The 20,528-nt window shown below is 42.7% G+C and carries 9 protein-coding genes; all 9 read right to left on the bottom strand.

What is annotated here, in order from left to right:
- Positions 1–9: 9 nt before the first annotated feature.
- Entirely contained in the window at positions 10–3,456 is a 3,447-nt protein-coding gene (hsdR, locus tag BFC17_RS12625; protein ID WP_070176836.1) for a type I restriction-modification system endonuclease, read from the bottom strand.
- Between the two features lie 16 nt (positions 3,457–3,472).
- The gene (locus BFC17_RS12620; protein WP_070176835.1) at positions 3,473–4,408 is read right to left on the bottom strand and encodes a DUF5655 domain-containing protein; all 936 of its coding nucleotides are present in this window, start codon (positions 4,406–4,408) and stop codon (positions 3,473–3,475) included.
- Between the two features lie 14 nt (positions 4,409–4,422).
- Positions 4,423–5,478 (bottom strand): hypothetical protein, encoded by a 1,056-nt coding sequence (locus BFC17_RS12615; RefSeq protein WP_070176834.1) that lies wholly within the window; start codon positions 5,476–5,478, stop codon positions 4,423–4,425.
- Positions 5,479–5,497: 19 nt separating this feature from the next.
- Positions 5,498–5,971 carry a hypothetical protein gene (locus BFC17_RS12610; protein WP_070176833.1) on the bottom strand — a complete coding sequence of 158 codons (474 nt, stop codon included), beginning with the start codon at positions 5,969–5,971 and terminating at the stop codon, positions 5,498–5,500.
- 154 nt (positions 5,972–6,125) lie between these two features.
- Positions 6,126–12,416 (bottom strand): DEAD/DEAH box helicase, encoded by a 6,291-nt coding sequence (locus BFC17_RS12605; protein WP_070176832.1) that lies wholly within the window; start codon positions 12,414–12,416, stop codon positions 6,126–6,128.
- 4 nt (positions 12,417–12,420) lie between these two features.
- Positions 12,421–15,651, bottom strand: coding sequence for an STY4851/ECs_5259 family protein (locus BFC17_RS12600; protein WP_070176831.1), 3,231 nt, complete (start codon positions 15,649–15,651; stop codon positions 12,421–12,423).
- A 140-nt stretch (positions 15,652–15,791) separates the two neighbouring features.
- Positions 15,792–17,792: an EH signature domain-containing protein gene (locus BFC17_RS12595; protein WP_070176830.1), complete on the bottom strand. Its 2,001-nt coding sequence runs from the start codon at positions 17,790–17,792 to the stop codon at positions 15,792–15,794.
- Positions 17,779–18,441 carry an OmpA family protein gene (locus BFC17_RS12590; protein WP_070176829.1) on the bottom strand — a complete coding sequence of 221 codons (663 nt, stop codon included), beginning with the start codon at positions 18,439–18,441 and terminating at the stop codon, positions 17,779–17,781. The genes BFC17_RS12595 and BFC17_RS12590 overlap by 14 nt, the downstream gene beginning before the upstream one ends.
- A 2-nt stretch (positions 18,442–18,443) precedes the next feature.
- Positions 18,444–20,525: a coiled-coil domain-containing protein gene (locus BFC17_RS12585; protein ID WP_070176828.1), complete on the bottom strand. Its 2,082-nt coding sequence runs from the start codon at positions 20,523–20,525 to the stop codon at positions 18,444–18,446.
- Positions 20,526–20,528 lie beyond the last annotated feature (3 nt).

Here is a 20,528-nt window from a genome sequence, read left to right as displayed (position 1 = left end):
CAATATTGTTTACGCTGAGGCTTTATCGTCGTTCGCCTGGTCGTCTGCCCACAGGGCACGATTAAAGGTGGCGAGGATAGCGGTAATTGGCTGTGGTTCAAAGAGCTTATTGGCCCGTTTTATACCGCCAAGGCGCTGTTTGAATATGCCTTCGTTTAAGTTTGCTTCATCAACAATGATGTTAGCCTTCATTTGTTTAGCAATAGTGGTTAACCATTCGCGCTGCGGCGTTTTCCACGGCTGGCTGTTGAGGATTTTATCCAGCGCTTTATCTACCCGCTCCTCGTATGGAATTAGTGCCTCGCCAATTGCGGCCTGGCGAATATAGCCAATAATGCGGGCGGCAATATCTTCGTTACGGGTTTCTTTCCAGGCGGCTTTGAGATCTTCTTCTCTGAACTCGTTGCGTTCAAGCTCTAATGCAAGCTGTTTTAAGCTTTCGCGGGTTAATTCCCAGGGCTTTTGAATCACCGTTTGAATCGCCACCATGCGGTTGCTGTTAGCATTTACAAAGTCACTAAAGGCAGTAAGGTAATCCTCTGGCTTTTGGCCGCTGCCGTAACCGGTAGAGGTTTCAATTACTTCATCCTGATGCTCTGACACCACCACTTTGTTAAATCCGCCGGTGCCTTTTACTTTCATATCAAGCAATTCGCCTAAGCCAGGGTTATTCACAAACCAATTCGCTACATCCTGAATTGGCATAGCTTTTAATTCCTGAGCAAATTCTTGCGGTGGTTTACCCACAATACGCTCAAACTCACTTTGCTGGGTATCCGACAGGTAGCGCTTTTTGCTTTGAAGTTTGCTTAAAAACTGGTTTTTAGCCAGTTCCTGAAGCTTAGTGTCTTTACCTTCGGTGATATCTTGTTCCAACGCCGTAAAAGTAATATCCACGTTAGTAACAACCGGCTTCATGGTATTTACTTTTTCGAGCTGCTTGTAAATATCAACAGCGTCAAAAATACGGAAGCGTTCCTTTGCAATATCGTCGCAGCGGCGTGTAGCACGGCCCAGCATTTGCTCATAAAGGATGCGGCTGTTTACGCGGCGCATAAACACCAAATTACATATTGAAGGCACATCGATACCAGTGGTGAGCAAGTCTACCGTCACCACGATATTGGGCAACCGATCGTTCTTGTAGCGACGTATCAGCTGCAATGGTTTATCCGACGCACCGGTGATTTTCATAATGGCATCGTCTTCCACTTCACCGTGATAGGCTTCGCAGGCGTCTTTGAGCGCTTCGACCATTTCATCGGCGTGTTTGTCGGTTACACAGAAAATCAGTGTTTTTTCCTGTGAATAGGGATCGATGGCATCTTTGGTAATTAACCAATCGGCAATAGCCTTGGTAAATTCAGGCGCAATTACCTTGCGATTAAACTGGGCAACGTCGAAGTCTAGTTCATCAGGCGTATGAATTAACTCAAGCTGGTTAGTTTGTGGATCGTAAACCTGCACCTCTTCATTCACATCATAGTGAATGCCTTCGGTATTCAGCCTGGTATGTATTCTGATGGGCGGAAGATGGTCAACCAAATAACCGTCGATCACTGCTTCGGTATAGCTGTATGAGAATACCGGATCGCCGAAAATATCGGTGGTATGGATTGCGGGGGTGGCAGTTAACCCTACCTTAAACGCATCGAAGTAATCAATTACCGCACGGTATTTAGAAACGTAATCCTGCTGGTCGCGAAATTTCACTTCGGTTTCGCTGAGTTCTTTATCGAGCAGGTAGCCTCGGTGGCACTCATCCACAACGATGCAATCATATTGCCCTACCCCAGGCTTTGTAGCATCGTCAGACGGGTACATAATGCGTTTTACTAACCCTTGCACGGTAGCTACATGCACCTTGGTATCGTCTTCTGGTGTGGGGCGTGGAGCTTTTTCCGGCTCCATACCCAGCACATCAAAGGTATCAGCAAAGGTGTTGAGGTTTTCCATACGCACTTCACCAAAATCTACCGTAGCCTGAACCCCTAACGCGCTGCGGTCGACCAGGAATAATATCCGGCGAAAACGCTCCGCTTTTAACAAGCGATACACCAGGGCGATACAGGTTTTGGTTTTACCTGTGCCGGTTGCCATTGCCACCAATGCGCGTTCCTTGCCGTCTTTTATGGCCTGCTCAACACTTAAAATCGCTTTCTTTTGATAGTCACGAAGCTGAAGCTCGTATTCGAAGCCCATTTCATCAAGCTGCGCGTTAGCCTTTTGTGGCGTCTGCCTTAAGTAGGTTTTTATTTCCTGTGGTGAATACCAACCCTTTAACGCTTTACGGCGATTAGTGGTATCACGCACGTCTAAAAACCAGATGCCGCTTTCTTGCTCTAACTGTTTGAGATAAGCGCGGCCATTGGTCGCAAAGGTGAGTGGTACTTTAAATTCACCGTATTCTGCCACGTCAATTTCTGGTGGCAGTGAATGAATATCTTTGGCATAGCGTTTAGCCTGCTCGATAGCCCCATAAACATTTTTAGCGTTTTTCTTGGCTTCGATTACCGCCACTAAGGTTGTACCAATAAATAATGCGTAGTCTGCGGGGCCAGATGCCGTTGGCCATTCTGCAATGGCTCTGTTTTTATTCGGTTCGGGGCGTGCACCTTTGGAAAAACGCAGATTTTCGGTATCGGCTTCCCATCCGGCGTCGATCAACTGCTGATCGATAATAACGCGGGTTTCGGCTTCGTCCATTTCGAAATGAGACTTTTCAATACGCTGTAATTCGGCGGCCTGTTGCTCTTTTGGCTGGGCATTGAATTGGGTGAAATGTTTTTTATTCGCTTGCTCTACTTCAGCACGGTATTTGGTAAGCGCCTCTTCCTGCTCCTGGGCGAGCTGCTCCCAAATTTCACGCTCCTCCGCCATTCGCTCGGCGCGTTTGCGTTCGGCAGCGGCTTTTTCTTCTTCAATGCGGCGGAGTTCTTCGGCGACTTTGATTCGATCTGATGTGCGTTGGGATTCTGTTTTGAGTTGCTCTAACTGCTCTTCAATTTCACGCACGTACGCAGAGGGGTCTTCGGGTTTTACAAACTTGGTAACTTTAAAGCCTTTTGCTTTTTCACCACCAAAGGTGCCATGAAACCACATAGACAATGCGTGGCCCACCATCATCGCTTTTAGTGCATCACGGTGGCTACTGCTGTCGAACTCATGAGTTGCTACATTACCTAGTTTTCTTAGAGTATGAAACGCATCTCGAACGTTATCATCGAGCCTCAGGGAATAATCAATGTCTCGGAGTAAATCGACTTGCTTGACGTCGCTACCATATTCAACGCCTACCCTGGCAGCGATGTTTTGCGCAATGGCTTCACCCAGTTGGCGCATTTTGATAAGGGTAGTGTTTGGATCAGGCGCAAAATTGCGCTCAGCGCTTGCGGCAAGGTTATAAAACCATGCGCCATGTGCTTTCAGAAATTCAAAATTACTGATGAAAACCATAACACTACTATCCTTGTTAATTCTCGTCGAAGCTCTGTTTGAGAAGCGGCTTCACTTTTTCCACATCTTCTATGGTTCTGACTTCAACTTCAAGGTCACCAGACCCCCAGTGACCAAGGTTCGTCACATCTTTAGAAAACCCTGGTTCTAACTCAACAGTAGCAGGCGCTAACTTAAGCCAGAGGGTAACTTTAGGATCTTTAACCGGTGCCACACACAAACAAGCAAAGTTCTTCATTCGCTTAAATGCCGTGTAATGCTTTAATTCTTTTCTGATGACGTCATCACCTAAGGACTCACAGTAATCGCATAAATCCTTGTAAAGGTCTGTTAATTGTTGAGACGCTTTGGCTACGGCTTGCTCGTGATTGTGAGTTTTGCCACTTGTATTGCTTTTGGCTGCCTCATCTTTTTGCGATTCACTCGACGTTGTTACCACTGCCGTTGACTTTGAAGATTGTGAATTTACCAGCTCTAGTAATAGCAAATCATCACTAAAATACTTGTATCGCATCAACTCAATGTTACGGTCGATTTGCTTGATTGCATATTCGTCGAACTTATTAAAATCGGCTGCAATACAAATTAATCGTGCTCCCGCCCATTCAATATTTTCTGACGCTTGCTGCCCAAATTTAGCCATTACCATTAACTGAAAATCAGCTTTATGATCCAATAGCCAATCGAAATAAAACAACCCCTGATTAATGACATTCTCATTTGAGTGACGCTTGTATTCGATAATTACCGGACAGCCATTCTCATCGAGTCCCAGACTATCTATGCGGCCGCCGTTGGTAGTGACAAACTCAGATGCCAGAAAACGAATGCTCAGAAAGGCGTCCATATTGGCTTCAATCTGTCGCTGAAGATCTCTTTCCAATTTAGCCGATCTTGCCAGCAGCTCTGATACTTGCGAGTCGCTGATCCTGAATAATTTAATGTCACTCATTTTAAAAACTCACTTTAATTCGATATCCATTTTTCTTCGCCGTGCTTGAAGCATAAACCCAGGTGAAGTGGGTTATTTCCGCCGTAGAAGGGATTTTTTTGATAGTGTCCACCTTTATGCATGTATTGCGGACTTTTATGTTTATACCTATTTCTTGCTTCAAAATAGGTCAACCATTTTTCCCATCTATCTTTTAAATCGCCTGCGTATTCAGGCTTGCTTTTTAAATACTGTTTCACGACGTAGGCAACGAAATAATCCAGTTGACCATTTGAGTCATATATTCGATAGAACAACTCTCCATATACAGGCCGCACTTTATTACCCTCTAAAAAGCGCAAAAACTCTTCTTTCGACGTTAGTTCCAGTAGCTTAGCAATAAAGTACACAGCACCTTCCCAATAAGCCCCCATTTCAAACACACTGTACGTGTTTTGGGGAAATTGGGGCAATACAGAAACCTGGCCGAGTGCAATTCTGTCTATGATCGTTCGATGCGCAGAATGCCAATCAATGTGCTCATTCAGATTGACTGCACAGAAACGATACTTTTGGTGTCCTAATCGAAAAACGTCACAAACCGGTGCGTAGTCAACATACTCTCGATCTCCGATTAAAAAAGTCCAGTCAGGCAAAGCATGCGTTTCGTCGAACACGGCATAAGGTAATTTACCAGTAATCGAAATTTGGTGGATGACCCGCAGCAACCACGCGACATTTTCAGCGTGTTCTCCCTTACAATTATCAAGAAGTGCAGAAAAGCGTAACTTCATTAGTTCCGCTAACTGTTCTGCACTGGCATTTCTGGCATCAGTCCAACCAAAATAGTCGTTGCCTTCTCGATTAGCTTCATGGAGAAATGAATCTGCGCGTTCATTGATAAGGTTTGTAATGCCAATCTCACGATCTACCATCATATTGTCAGTAGAAGTGACGACCGCTACCCAGCTAAAACAATCTATTCCGCCCCAGAAAGAACAGCCTAGCTTTTCATAGCCCTGGCGATGCAGGATATTAATCGCGTTTAATAATCTAACGGATCTGCGAAGCAAGGACTCAGGAACACGCATATCTGACTTCACCTCAACGTTAGTACGCAAGTCGCGCTTGTAGCAATGATTTCAGTTCACTTAAATCAGCGGAGGGTGTAACGGTATAAGCAACAGCAATGTGTTCATTGGTATCGATTTCTTTTGTCCACCCTTTGCTCTCAAAGCCGCGATAGTTTGAACTTGAGATATATCGGGACTGCCTGCCTGGCCTGATTTGAATATTAGGTTCAGCAGCTATAGCTGCATCGATGAGCTTCGCGAATCTTGGATGCAAGCAAACCACTAATTGCCCCGATTTTATGGCCGTTTTTCTGCTAATGTAGGCAACCACTTTATCCTCTTTCATAACAGCCAACTCTTTAGTGGTTCGCGACTGAACGGCGGGTATTGTTACGCCCAAGGAGTTAAGCTCTTCTCGCAAATGTGACTCAAAGCTGTCTCTGATAAACCCGTCGGTTGGCGAGGCAAAGTTCGGCTTAGTATTAACTGTTTGGCTAGCAGTGATATTCATAAATTTATTACTCCGAGTTAATTTACTTCTCCCTGACTAAAGCAAACAGCCAGCCAAAATAAATTAACCATATAAATCAAAACCCTACACAATCGTGAATTTCAGAAAAGCAGCGTTATCATAAATAAAACTACTTTTCCGTAAGATTTAATACCTAACCAATACTTACTGTTAACCAGGTCTCCCATTCGGCACTGTTAGAAACATCTGCGTTCTTGTAAGCGTCACCCAAACGAGTGGCTTGCTCGTTTATAGAACGACTAAAATCATAGTTGTGAAGCCCTCTTTGTAATCGCAGCTTCCAATAACCTAGCCCTTGATCGAGTGTTATTGTTGCTTTAGCTCCAGAAGCAAAGATAAGTTCCAGGCTTCTTCTGTGAGGTATCTCTCGCTTATCCCGCAAGTCCACAAAAACTTCGCTATCACATGCGAAATTAAGCCAAGCATTGAAAATGGTCAGATAATCCCCCTCATCTACCCAATCATGATGAATGGCAAATCCAGGGCTTGTTGATTTTTTCTCATCGAAGCAGGTATTCACTGTAATTTCTGCTTTGTTGAAACCTGCAAAAGTTGAAAGCACTTCTGCCAACAACATCATACTTGCCGGACTCTGAATATAGCGATCGGTGTAAGCAATTGATTGGAGTTGCTCGCTATCCAACAGCTTTTTCAAGCGCGGATCTGCATTACATATGAAACAAACCAGGCGCTTACCAAATCCAATTAAAGGGCCATTAAAACCGCCGAGAACCTGATGTTCTGTTGCACCTTGCGATGAAGGGCTTTCGAAAGATAATGCTTTGCCGGTTAATTGTGGATAGGTGCTGGATTCAACTGATATCTCACTGCTGTTAAGCCAGTGCTCGCCTGGTACTTGCGCATGTTTATCGTTATTTCCCAAAGTTACACACTGCTCTTTGCTTAAAGCCTGTAAAACAACGGGATGAGTAACGCGTTTAGCTATTACCTCTACACCGATATTTTTTAGCTCTCGCAGGAAAGACGTAATTTCTGTACCAAATTCAACCTCAGGCACAATGAGCTGAACAGCTATCTCGTCTTTTAGGATGCCATGGAAAAATGCTTTTAGCGGTGCTGTGGACGTATCCCAATCCTGAACATTCTCAGAAAATACAAAACTGATGATTTCTGGTTTCGATCTTTGAATTTCGCTCAGTTTTTCTTTAAGTGTCATTGGACAATATTTTGTCGAAGATGAGTCACCCAAAAGATCTTGATATTCAGGGCTTAGCGAAACATATTGCTGAATATTCTGTTGAAGCCATTCCAAAGCCTTCTGGCGATCCAGCTTATCGATGTCGTGACGCGAGTCATTATCTAACAAACAAGAATGGCAATATCGTTCACAGTCATCCTCACAATCTAAAATTGTGAATATGTCGGTAAGCATTTGCTCTACATGATTTGCAGCAGCAATAGAAAATCCAGCTCCGCCGCTTACCATATCAAATAACTGAATGACTCTTGCCTCCTGACCTGCATTCACTATTGCAGGGCGAGTGCTGTAACCCACTTCGTTTGTAGATATCCCTAATATTCTCACTAAAGCCTTTCTTAGAGCTACGGCAAGAGTAGTAGCAATAGTTACATCCGTGATGTATTCCTGCGTATCGGGATTACGTAATACTAACTCGAATACGTCGGTAGTGGAGTTATAGCCAAGATGGATGCCTTCCAGGATCTTACCCGCACCATCACAGTCGGGGCGGTCATTTTCATCTCGTTGAAATTTATTGGGCATTGGAGGCCTGTGCGGAGTATCAGGCTCCAGAGTGCGTGGGAACTCTCCCGATGGCGTCATCGATTCAGCCTTGCCGCATCCCAGGCATAAAGCGTAGCCAGTTGAATGAAGACCTGAGCTATGGTGAAACACGTTCCCAGCCGTATCCGTTAACATGTAACCGATTTCTGGATTGGGTAATGGAACTCTCTCGCCCTTACCGATAACCCATGGTCTTTGCACCGGAATAAAATGCGTATGAGCAATATTGTTCGATGGTTGCCGGTAAAAATCGACCACAAACCCTGTGGGTTGGATTACGCGTTTTTGGTATTTTTGCTTAATAGGTCTTCCACAAGCGGCATTTGTACAGGTGATCTCACCTTGCTTGTTAAGTTCAGTTTCATACCCTGTTTGACCACAATTATCACACTGCCATGCTATATCGAATTTTTGGGAATCTTTGGCTCCCTCAACATGCATATTCTGCCAGTTTAATGAAATACCGGCAGACTGATGTACGCGACCATCCAGGACGATTTCAGTGCCTGGTGCAAATTCGCGGATCGCAACTGCGAGATTACGACTTGGCATTCCGCGACTAATAGAAACGTTGTCTTCTCTTTCCGCTTTATATTCCTGATCTGATTTGGCTTTCTGTCTCTTCTCGAATTCTTTGCTTCGAATATAATCAGTTAGGGAATTAACTGATAAGTTAACAACATCGGTAGGAAAGCCATAACCTGGTAAGAAGCCTCTGGTAGCCAAATCACGAAGTAGATACTCACCACCCAACCGGCGCTCATCATTTCTTAACTTATAGGCATAAGGCCCATCAGGATCGGCGACTGTTAATTCGCTCTGAATATACTTGTACTCTTTCAACCAGCGAGAAGCCAATTTGTCTATAACACTATCGGCCTGCTCACAAAGTAGTTTTGCCGAGGCAGATTGCAATGCTGTACCTCTTACCAACACAGTCAACGCCTCTTTATTCTGGGAGGCTTCACCAATAAGCCAATCCCGAAACCGTTTGTATACTGGTTTGGTTTCTAGTTCGGTTAAGTAAAACCATTCCAAATTCAGGAATAGCTTTTCCTTTTGTGTTGTACCAATTTTCTCACGCAGGAACTTACCTAATAGATAAGCATTAACATGTCGCTGAACTAATTTAGCCGAGGTGAAAGTAACGTTTGGCGAGGGAATAGCCGTTACAAATGGCCATTTCGGATTATTAAACACAAATTGGTCATGGGGGTTATTTTTACAAATGGTATACCCTATTGCTCTGGATTCGCTTGAGCGACCCGCACGACCTGCACGCTGCAAGTAATTAGCGGGATGAGGCGGAACGTTATTCATTACAACAGCAGAAATACCGCCGATGTCTACCCCCATTTCCATTGTGGTAGAACAGTTAAGCACATTCTTTTTGCCTAATTTAAATCGGTCTTCATACTTTTCCAGATTTTCACTCGATTGTTGGGCCGAATGTTCTGCCGTGGTGTAGTAAAAACCGCCTTCAATTGCCCTGTCGTTAATATCCGTCCAGAGGTTTTGCTCTCGCAGTGTTTTAACCCGTGGATCATTAGCAACGTTTTCACGGATATCACTAATGTAGGTCGAAACATCTGAACTGGTATCGAACTCCCAAACATGTGGTAATTCGACTTCTTCACAAACATAGTCTTCTGGATTTTTGTTCCAGGGAATGTAAGGCGTAATCCCCTTAAATGTTGTATCAAGAAGCTTATGGCTAATAGGACATATGTAAGCTTTGGTCATCAAAGAGAAACTTATAGTCCTAAGATTTAACTGATACTGCTTTCCGGCATACTCATTAAGTGTTTTAGACTCAATCAACGCTTTCCAGGCAGATTTTAACCATAGATTGATTATGTCCTCTTCCTGCTTGTTGATAACCTGAAACTTAGCACCTTTGGCCAATAAAGAGATGAGTCTTTGTTGACGTTGCCTATCGGCTTTCACCTGTGGCCACTTCTTGACTCTATTCTCTTCTTCTTCTCTGGATTCTGGGCTGAGTAAGAATTTGGGATAAAAATGCATCCCGATCCAACTAGACCATTCTAGATTTACTTCAACAAACGTATTCTCTCGAACATAAAAGTCCATACAGATTTTCAGAAAATCTCTCCAATCCTGTAATGACAGTCCACGTTCAGACCACTTCTCAGGAATAGATTGCAAACTATCAATACCAGGGTATACGAGCTTTACCAGCCCCTGAGTTTCCAGGTTATTGCGGTATTTAGGACGCCTTGCGATTTCCCTTGTAAGCAACATTTCTGACAACTTCGTTGCGTCATCCTCTTTAAATACTTCTGGCGCGAGGTAGGCATTTTCGAAAGTCATAGCATGTGCGACATCTCGGTCAGCTTTGAGTATATCGACAAGAGCTTGCCAAGTGATTGGTGTAGGCGTCATCTTACTCGCAGCACCTGATTCGAGGCAATTCAAATACAATTCAAGTGCTTTAGCGTCATCCGGCTTCTCTTTTTTAATGAAAGGAAGAAATTGCCTGATCGTGTCGACCGACATTGCTTGATACTCTGCAACACGCTCCAGTATTTCAGGACTAATATCTAATTTTGATTCCAGGTGTTTACGCAGTTCTCTTACAACAACCCCGCGAAGGTGAGAACGTTCGGCTTCCTGCTGCATATTCACCGAAATTTTGGCTGTGCCCTGCCGACTATCAGTAAACGTAATTAGTCTCCGTCCTCTCGCAGGGAGTGAATTAGGCCCATTTTTATTGTCGGAATCATCTGATTCAAAATCAGGGCAATATTCCAATACCGTAGGAACAGCATTGGTCGTATAAAAAGGTGCGCCCAACATTGCTCTTCTGAAGGCTTTTGCAAACTGCCCGCGACCTGAATGCCCACAGTCTGAACAGACCTGATTAGTATCTTCTCTGGCAGATAACGTTATTTTTGGATTATCAAAAACAACCTTTCCATCTTCCGATATGAAAAGCTCCTGATAGCCTAACTCTTCATTCTCCAAGCTACTAAAAACAACAGCCTGAGAAGTTCTGTTGGCTGATTCCGGCAATTCAATATCATTGCCTTCCTGATCCCAGTCTTCCCTTTCCCCTTCTGATAGAGAGAACTCATCGTCTTCACGATTAGCCCACTGCTGAATTGCACTATGGTTATCATAAACGCCCATCAAATGTGGCGCATTACAGTCATCACAAAACATCAGTTCCAGCACAGGAGAGCCGCAATTACACTTCACCCTCTGGTTTGTGTAGACGTAACCATAAGGCCAGTTTTCATTAAGATGCGAGTGCTCCTTTTCAGAACAATTGGGATCGATACAAGACCATAAGCCGCTGAGTGTTCGTTGAAAATAATGCGCCCTGAGTTTCAAGAATGCTTCGGTATTTTTGTCAGGCTTTGTCCCTGTACAAATATCTAACCAACGATATATCTCATTTTCCGTCAGATTAAACTCAGCCAAGTCATGCTTTAGCTCACCAATATTTTGTGGGGGCTTATCTGGTTTGGTTAGCAAATGTCTTATCGTTCTAGCTATTTTTGATTGCTCTAAAGCCTCATATCGAGCACGAGAAATATCTGGGTCTTGCTTTTCCTTTTTACTCTGGACTGGTTGTCCCTCTGGCTCGATTGCTTCAATCTGGTCAATCGTCAATGTTTTTAAATCTGATTTATTAAGTGCTGGAACAGCTCTCTTACCACCAATAACATCAACTTGTTCTATCGAAATATTAGCCAGCTCAGCCAAATATTTTTTCAGGCTATTCTCTGCTTCTTCGCCGGCAATGGTTGCAGATGTAGCCACAAAACGGATTTCTTCAGGCTTAACATCGAATGCCTGCATTACGCGCCGCAACTGTAAGGCAAGCTCGGCAGCTTGTGAGCCAACGTAGGTATGCGCTTCGTCCAGCACTATCCAACGTAGTTTTCCTTTGGACTGCTCGATAATTGGCGCATCTGACTGACGGACAAGCATGTACTCAAGCATTGTTCCGTTAGTTACCAGTATCGGTGAGGGATCGTCGCGCAAGCCATTTCTGCTCATCACCTCTTGAGGCTTTGACTTCTGTATTTGTTGTTCTTTGTTCGTTAATTTCTCTGGCGTTTTACCATTAAAAAGACAAAACCGGATATCTCCGCCAAAATGTTGAGTCCAAGCATTTAGTCGCTCTTTCTGAGAGTTGATTAACGCATTAAGTGGGTATAAAAATATGGCTCGGACACCTGTTAGATGGCCATTTTGTTGCTGTGTTTCGCGATATAAATCTTCTAACACTGGCACCATAAAGCATTCTGTTTTACCAGAACCTGTACCACTGGTGATAATCCTTGATTGCGGTTTGGGTGATAATAGGTCATTCCAGGCTTTATACTGGTGTTTGAAAGGACTCCATTCTTTTTTGAAGGCGTATCTGCCATTTTTCTTAGAATCCAACGCTTCAACGACTTTACCTGACAGCAATCCATCTCTAGCCAAATCCGACATGTTCTTTTCGAGATAACGTTCCCAACTGAACATTTGCTCGAATACCGGCCCATGTACGAAGCCTTCATCAGACTCTATGTGCTCACTAAGGTGATTTCTAAGGTTGGGATTATTAATGCCTAATACACTTAACGTAGCTTCTTTCGCGCGTGAGTTGGCTTGTTTTTTTAATGTGGAAAAATACTTTTTCATTTTGTTACTCCGCGACAAATGCGCATAGTGCACATTGAAAAACTGAATTAAACCAATCCCTGTCAAAATCCATTAACTGTCTTAATAGGAAGTAATTCACAACATCGGTTTGCAAGACCTCTGACCAACTCGCTTTACCCGCAACTACGTATGCTGCTATGAGCGGAAAGAAACAAATGGACTCCTGGTACTCATGAGGTATTTGAAAAGTTAGAAACTTGGATAAATTCTTATTTGCCCACGCTGAAAGCGCATTTGAATAATGCTGCGGCCATTTCACTGACTCGTCTGAGTTATTTATCAATAACTCGCCTTTCCAGGCATCAATAAGAAATGGATACATTTGTGCTTTTTTAGGATCAAGCTCGAACAAATCCGGCAAGTTTACAAAGCTAGTAATAGCTTGAGTTTTTTCGTTTACAAACTTACTAACCAGTTCATCAGGCAAACCATGTGATTTGGTGAATATTTCATATTTCTGCTTCGCTTTTCGCCAGTATTTAAGAGGGATAAGCTCCCATACGACATTAAACTCAGTTTGTAAAACATGCATTATGCTTTCTATTTTCTGCTTTGAAGCGAAAGGCAAAAGCGTGAGACATGCAGGATGTTTTGAGAGTGCTTTCCAGGCTTCAAACGTAAGCATTGGCAAATGCTCATATTTGCTGAATAACGTATCAAGATAACGCCATCCTGAATGCTCTATATTTAAAGTCATATCATCTAATACGACATTAAAAGCGTCTTTATTATGCATTGGGTGGTAAAGCATTGCGGCCTTGCCTAAAGATTTAGCTTTACTGTCACTTTCAACGTGCTCAGTAGGAGGAATAAATACGGCCCGAAATTTAACCTTCGAGTCTTTCGTCGGAACTGCCAGTTTTGGCGTTTTAGTTTGCAAAGGCAGTTCAAACCGGCCGACAGCAATGCCGTTTGAGGTTCTTTGAGAAAGAAGCTCTGCGTGCTCTTCCGGATCAGCGAGATTTAATAACTCGACTTTTACGTCTGCGAAGTCTTCAATCTCATGCTCATCGAAAACCAGTAGATTAGATTCTCTACTCACATTCATTGAGTTCCAACCAATGGTATATTGCTTTGACGTTGTGCTAGGGCTGCTAATGATTAGCCTTACCACTTCATCAAGCTGACCATTACCTGCGGTGGCTAAAAGCTCCTTGATTTTGTGTCGATATTCATAAAGATTCACCTCTTCAACTGGTTTCTCTACCTTATACCGAAAAGTGTAAGAGGCATTGCCAATCGCCGATGTAGGTGCTTTAAGTTCTATATCAAAATCGGTTCTACTTTTATTGGCGACTTTAAATAATAACGCTCTGGCTCCAAGTAACTCTTCCACGCACAATGCTCGATGTAGCTCTTTGCCCTCACCATCAAACAGCAAAGCTCCTCTGGCAGGAAAAGGTACTTGTAAATTAATGGGTTCAGCTAGCAAGTTTGCCTGTACTTGCAGAGTGATATGAAGAGGAGGTGCACCTTCAGCGTTAAGCTCTATGCGCTTTTCTTCATCTACCGCCGAAGTACGAGTTTTAATTTCATTCAAGACATCATAGATAAATGTTTGTGAGCAACTGAGTTTTATAGTTCCCTGGTTAGATGTTTTTCCAGGGATAAGATACAACTTGAAACTCTCAGGCAAGATAGCTATTTTTCGACGATAGAGTGTTTTCCCGTTCGACTTAACTCGCAGAACCTGCCGTCCATACAGCTCTGCGATGTTGTCGGTTTTTCCGAGTTCATTATCGCCAAGATAAATATTAGTTTCAGGATAATGACAATCGATCTTTGGTACTCCTAAGTAAACAGGATATCCAGTGTCGGTATCAAATTCTAAAAGTTTGCCTGTAATATCTATTAGCTCTTTAGAGAAACTATTTGCTTTTGTCGAAAGGCTATAAATATCACCCGCAGTCTCATATTTAACCTGCAAGTCGCCAGAAAATGTAATGAGTCGATAGAAGTCACGGCGTTCATCATCGATTATTTTATAGTCGTCTCCGTGAATCGTAATTTCTTCAGGTACTAACGCAATAAGCGTATCAGCTTTTTTGCTAACACTACCTGACCCGATTACAAACTTCTTTTCACCTGAATTATCCAGAACCAACGGCATTTCTTCTAAGGGTAAATTGGATAGTGGAAGCTCTTCCGAATGCCTTACCCTACCGGCTTGCATAACTACCAGTTTTAACGGAAGAGATAGATTTTCCCGACGAAATTGAACCAAAGTTTTCCTCATATTGAGGATTACACCACCATCGCTAAACTCCGCTCGCGCCAGACCAAAGTCAGCAATTTGCTGATTCCCTTCCAAAATGTAGATTTCCACCATCGGGGCAGATAAGTCACTCTTCGTTAAGGGAACTGAAAACTGACTACTCAGTTTTATCTCAGCCGAAAAAGCCAGCGACTCTGCATTACTCAACCACTGATTGAGAGTCAGTCGTTCTTGTCGCTTCTTAGTTTCTTTTCTTTGATGCGTTGCTGATTTTAACAGACCAGATAAAAACTCATTTCCGGTCGCACCATCCAATGGTATTGGAAAAGTCGCTCGCCATTTGGGAGCCATAGAGTCTAGGTAAGGCGCAGGTTCAGATTGTTTTTCCAGCGAATAAGTATCAATTAAGCCATATAAGTTGGCTACCATATCGTTGAGTAGCATGACCGTAGACTCAGTTTGAAATGCATCAGGCATTTTCTCCAACTGGGCCTGTATTGCGGGTATGGGTGATTGTCCAAAAGCTTTGGCTCTATCGAAATCACTTAATAGCTTTTTAAATAGTGATTGGAATCGACTACCTTCAGAAGCTAGCAAACCAAATGGCAAACCACCTTCTCGACATACAGTTCCTAAATAGTCATTACGAGAACTTTCACGTCGATTAATGGGGCGTCCCCAGAAACTCATGCCTTTGACAACTATATCGGTACGATAGTTAGCGTCAATATGTATACCTAAGTCGTCGTCAATCCCAGCCCATGTCCATCCAGACGCATACTCTCGACGATACCACTCGGAACTAAATAAGCAGAATTCCGCACACCAGATCTGATTTTTGAATGATGCTGAGGACGAAGTACGCCTGAGTGTGGCTTTGAGTGATTGGTACTCTTCTTCGGTCAATTGATATGTGAATAAAGGCTCTTTGGTCGGCGTCTCATAACCTCTTCTATGAAGAAGCTCCGAAATCCAATTCACTTGAACTGTACTATCCATACTCCAGTCTCCTAAACTGTTACTTTAACTACCCAGCAACACTGCCATTTACAGGCCATCTTTCAAAACCAATAAAATCAAAGCATTAAATTCAAAACAAATATTAAAAGGTAATATTTATTATTTTTTAATGAGAAAAATTACTTAACATTAAGATGTTCGATTAATGCTTTCACTCTAGGAGTTTGCCTTCTACCCTCAAGCTCATTGGCAATAATCAGCTTGTCAAAGTAATTTAAGCTGGCATCTCCGGCTACAATTTCTAACTCATCAATTTTAAGAGACATATACGGCCGTTTATCACTTAAACGAACTTTTTCTTTAATCTCTGCTAGTGTGCCCGCGGGTTGCGCACTTTCATCTTCGATACCCAAACTCTCATCAGCAGGCTTTACGGCCTTCTTCTTTTTTGAGTCGCGAGAAACTTTTTGATATGTAAGATAAAACTGTTTGCAAAGTTTTTGGGCTGGCACGTAACCAAAGGACGCCGAATCACGAAGCATATCTTCGGCTTCAATTTTTTCTGATTTCTTTGATGAACTGTAACTCAAAATATCTAATGCCAGTAGATATTTAGCCTCAAGGCTACCTTGATGAGATGCTTCACGAAGTAACTTCCTGAATCCCGTTGTATCACCTTTTAATTTGCATAATTTGGCATATTGGAGTTGTACGAAAGCACTACTGTCATCATTTAAGTTAAGAGCTTGTTCTCTTTCTCTAAAGGCAACGAGCCAGCTATCTAAATAAGAACCGCGTTGATTAATCAACTCTTTTGAAGGTCTATTTAATCCTTTAACGGAATCGTAGTGCCCATACTCCTTTTTCATTCCATTAAAATATTTAATCCCCTCATTTGGGTATATATCTAGTTGCTTGCGGAGCACTTGTTCAAAAAAGAACTGCCATAATGTGACATGATCATGAATTTGTAAGCATGCCGATTTTCGAATTTGCGTTAACGTTAACGTTTTATTTTTGAAAAAACGGTTTCTGTTCCTTGAATTATTCTCAAACAGTCTTATTTCGCTCGCTCTTCCAGTTAGCACCACGATGGCAATAACTTTTTCTAACTCAAACAGGCAAACCGGATTATCTCCGTCCCTTTCGTTATCGTGACTAAGAACATAATCCAACTCTGCAAATCGACCTTTAAGCTCTGACTCTAAGTGCCAGTTTGCAGGAATAATAAATTTCATTTGGCCAATTTTTTCGCTGTAATTTGACCAGAAGCTGACACGACTCCTGAGTGTTCTCTTCTCGTGCTCTTCTAATTTCTCTGGAGCATTTTCGATAAGTATGTCAACGAATGATTGGAAAACCAAAAAGCTGCCCAGTTGAAATTCTGACTTTAATCTTTGTCTGGATTTCTCGCTTATCTCAAACCAGATAGTGTCGGCAGACTCTGGGTGACAAACCTCTGTCAACCAATTCAAAAATTGGGAAAAGACGGACTCCTTCTTCACTAACAAAGAGTCGACAATTTCAATCATTTCTAGTCGAGTGGACTTTGAAAATGCTCTCTCCAACCAAGTTCTGGTTTCTGCACCCAAATTGGCGGTGACAAATGAAAGTAATGCGTTTTGAAGATCTCGCCTGCAGCTTGTCACCAGTGGCAGGTTTAAACTTTTAGGCACATCTGTTGGCACGCATTTAAGTTCAAAAGCCAAATTTACGCAGGCTTTATATTCTTCAGCTTTTAGTCCTATCAACCAACTAACACGATTTAGATGAATACCTTTTAACAATGGTTTTGCGACACTCATTGAGTCAATAAGTAACTTAGGGAACTTATCGTTTTGACCATTGATTTGTAAACCTGCCAAGTACAAAGCGATTCTGCTCAATCGCTCATTCTCACTAATTGCCTGCCAGATCAGACTTGCTGCTCTATATCCCTCATCATCTGTTTCGAAAAAGAGTTCCTTACGAAACAAATTCAGCCACTCCAAAACAGTGATGGCATCAGAAGAACCATTCTCAATTAACCTGAGGATCTGTTCTATTCTAAGAGGAGGATAAGATGGTATTTGGCGATGGGAGATAGCATTTGCCACGCTCCCACCTGACGATACTTTCCTTAAACTATGGCTTTTGGGCACTCTAGGAATAGGAAATTGAATGCCACTATTCACTGACATGTTTCAAACCTTCCTGTCCAACTACTTTCTGGAATTCCTGCCCTTTAAACTGGAAGCGGAAAACTACCTTTCTATCCTCTTCATTAGCTATGGATTGGTCAGCTTCGATAGCACCTCTACCTGAAATTAGTAGCTTGGTAAAAAAAGCGTTTTTGTTAGGAAAATCCATCAGGCTAATATATTCAAACACACTGTTTGCGCGCAGAACACTTAAGCGCATGTTGTGTTCGAAGTTACCTTCGCTGCTTGAGTGGCCTTCAACTACGATCCTGACCACCTCGTCGGCAGTTGCCTGATTTTGAAATACGACCTGGCTATAGATAGGGATAAACTTGTCCAGAAAGCTCTTACCCACATCTTTTAGCAGATAGTCATCCTGCTGAAATAATACAGAGTTGGTAATCGATATATCACCCGTTTCTGGATTAGGCGCGGCGTCGATGCCTGCTGCTTTAAAACCATCTTCCAACCCCTTGATGATCATAACCCTGTTGTTTTTACTCTTCTCGGAAACTTCAGCAATTTGAACTAATGCACTAATGAGAAGCAGAGCAAATATCATAAGTAAAGCCGACATCAGATCGCCGATGGATAACCAAGAGCCGCTATCATCTATCTGATTATCAGGTTGTGACTCTCCAGCAATCATAATTAAACCGCCTCGGCCGTTTTCTGATCAATTTCAGTAAGGCGGGCATCCACGAGGAAGTCGGCAGCTTGTGACAATCTGTTGTGGATTTTACTTGCAGCTTCGTCAAATTCTCTAAAGAACACTTCGGTGCTTTGGTTAGCTTGCTTGAAGTAATCTTCCATTGCAGCTGGCATGCCCTCTGAAATTTCACGGAATACTTTTGAAGCTTGTTCATAATCTCGTTTAAGTTCGCCGATGTGGCGGCCCATAGTGTGAGCAATATCCTGTAACTCTGAGAAACTACTTGCTTCAGTCAATCCAATAGCCTTAACCAATTTTTCTATTGTTGCAGCAGACTTTTGCAGATGGGAATGCTGCTCGGCTAAGTCCTGAAGTAAGGTATGTCGTGTCTTATATTCTTCCTCAAAGACGTCTTTGAAACGATTTACTACATCAACCAAGTTATTTGCTTGCTTGCCAAGCGTATCTTCAAGAAGGTTATTCTGATCGTTGAAGAATTCAGTAAGGTTTTGTTGATATTGAACCCTGAACGATTCCAGCTCTCTTTGTACCGTTTGCGACATGTTTGTTACTTTGGTATCAATATCTCCTAAACCTTCTTGCAGCTCCTGTTTAGCGTTTTGCATTAGCGCACTGGCTTCTTCACCAGTAGCTCTCAATACAGAATTTTGCTCCTCAAAACTTTTACTGGTTTGGTGAAGCAGATTTTCAATTCTTTGCTCTGTTGCTTCAAACAGGGCTTTTTCTGTTTTTGCTCTGTTCTCCAATGCCTGGCCTAACTGCTCGCCCATCCCCTTGAATGCCTCTGAAGCTTTGCTCGCACTAGCTTCGAATGCGGTTCTCTGAGACGCCATCCCTTCTTCACTTAATTTAAGAACATCGTGAACGCGCTGCGTAATATCCTGCATGGTGCCTTTGGTGTCTTCTTTAAACCCTTCAAGAACAGTACGTAGTGATTGAGCAAATTCCTGAAGTTTGGACATGGTGTCCTGATTAAAGCGATCAATTGTCTCAACCGTTTGAGCCATATTAGTTAAAACATTTTCAACGTTAGTATTGAGCTTTTCAGATACGCTATTGCTTGCGTTAACCGCTTCAGTTGTTTTGCTTAATTCTTCTGTTACAGGCTGTATTAGTTCCTGCTTAATAGTGTTGACGAGATTAGTAAGAAGCTCTTGCTGGTTGTCTTCCTTAATTTTTCGAAGCGTTTCTAATTCTTGTTTAAACTCAGTGAGCACCGGAGCAACTGAGCTTTGCATTGTTTTATCGATGGCCGTGGCAATCTGCTCCGCCATTTTCTCGCCATCAAGGCTTTTGCCTATTCCTTGTAAGCCACCAAGCAGTTGGCTTATCTGACTACTAACTTCAACCATTGCATCAGATGACTTTTTCTGCGCCTCTAGCAATTGGTGATCTTGTTCACGCTCTGCAATTTGTTTTAAATATTCAAGACCTGAAGATTGCGCAAGATTTTTTTGCAGAGAGAGATTAATACTCTCTACGCGTCGTCTTAGATGTGCATTAAACGATTGCATGATGATCATGATAATCGCTGATCCAGCCAAGCCTGCCAGAGAGGTGTAAAACGCGGTTTTCATACCATCAAGTAGTTGGGAGGCAGACTGGAGCAGAGAAGCAGTTCCCTGGTCGACACCATTGAAATTAAATTCAGATAAACCAACGGTTATTCCAAGGAATGTTCCGGCTACACCAATACTGGTTAACAATGCGGGTAAATTTTTGCCGTGCGGTGTTGGTAAAGGGATCATTGATGAAGCTATCGAACCCAGTGTTAAAAATCGACCATTATGTTTCTTGGCAACTAACCAGTCATTTTCAGTGTTAAGTATTAGATGTTGTTTTACCCAATCCTGTTGGATTGTAGTTAGAGATTGAACGCGAATAACGTCGTCTTCATCAAGAGTGTCTGATATTTCTTGGTAATGCTTTAACTTTCCTAATGAAGAAAAGTAGTGCTTAACCTGTGCAATCACGCCAAGGAAAAATAAAAGCCCCACAAATATCAGGATAGATTTAGTGAGACTATCTACTTGGAAAAACGCGTTTAAAACAAAATCCATTGA

This window comes from Marisediminitalea lipolytica, from assembly GCF_001758465.1.
GTDB lineage: Bacteria > Pseudomonadota > Gammaproteobacteria > Enterobacterales > Alteromonadaceae > Alteromonas > Alteromonas lipolytica.
This window is presented reverse-complemented; position numbering and strand designations above follow the sequence as displayed.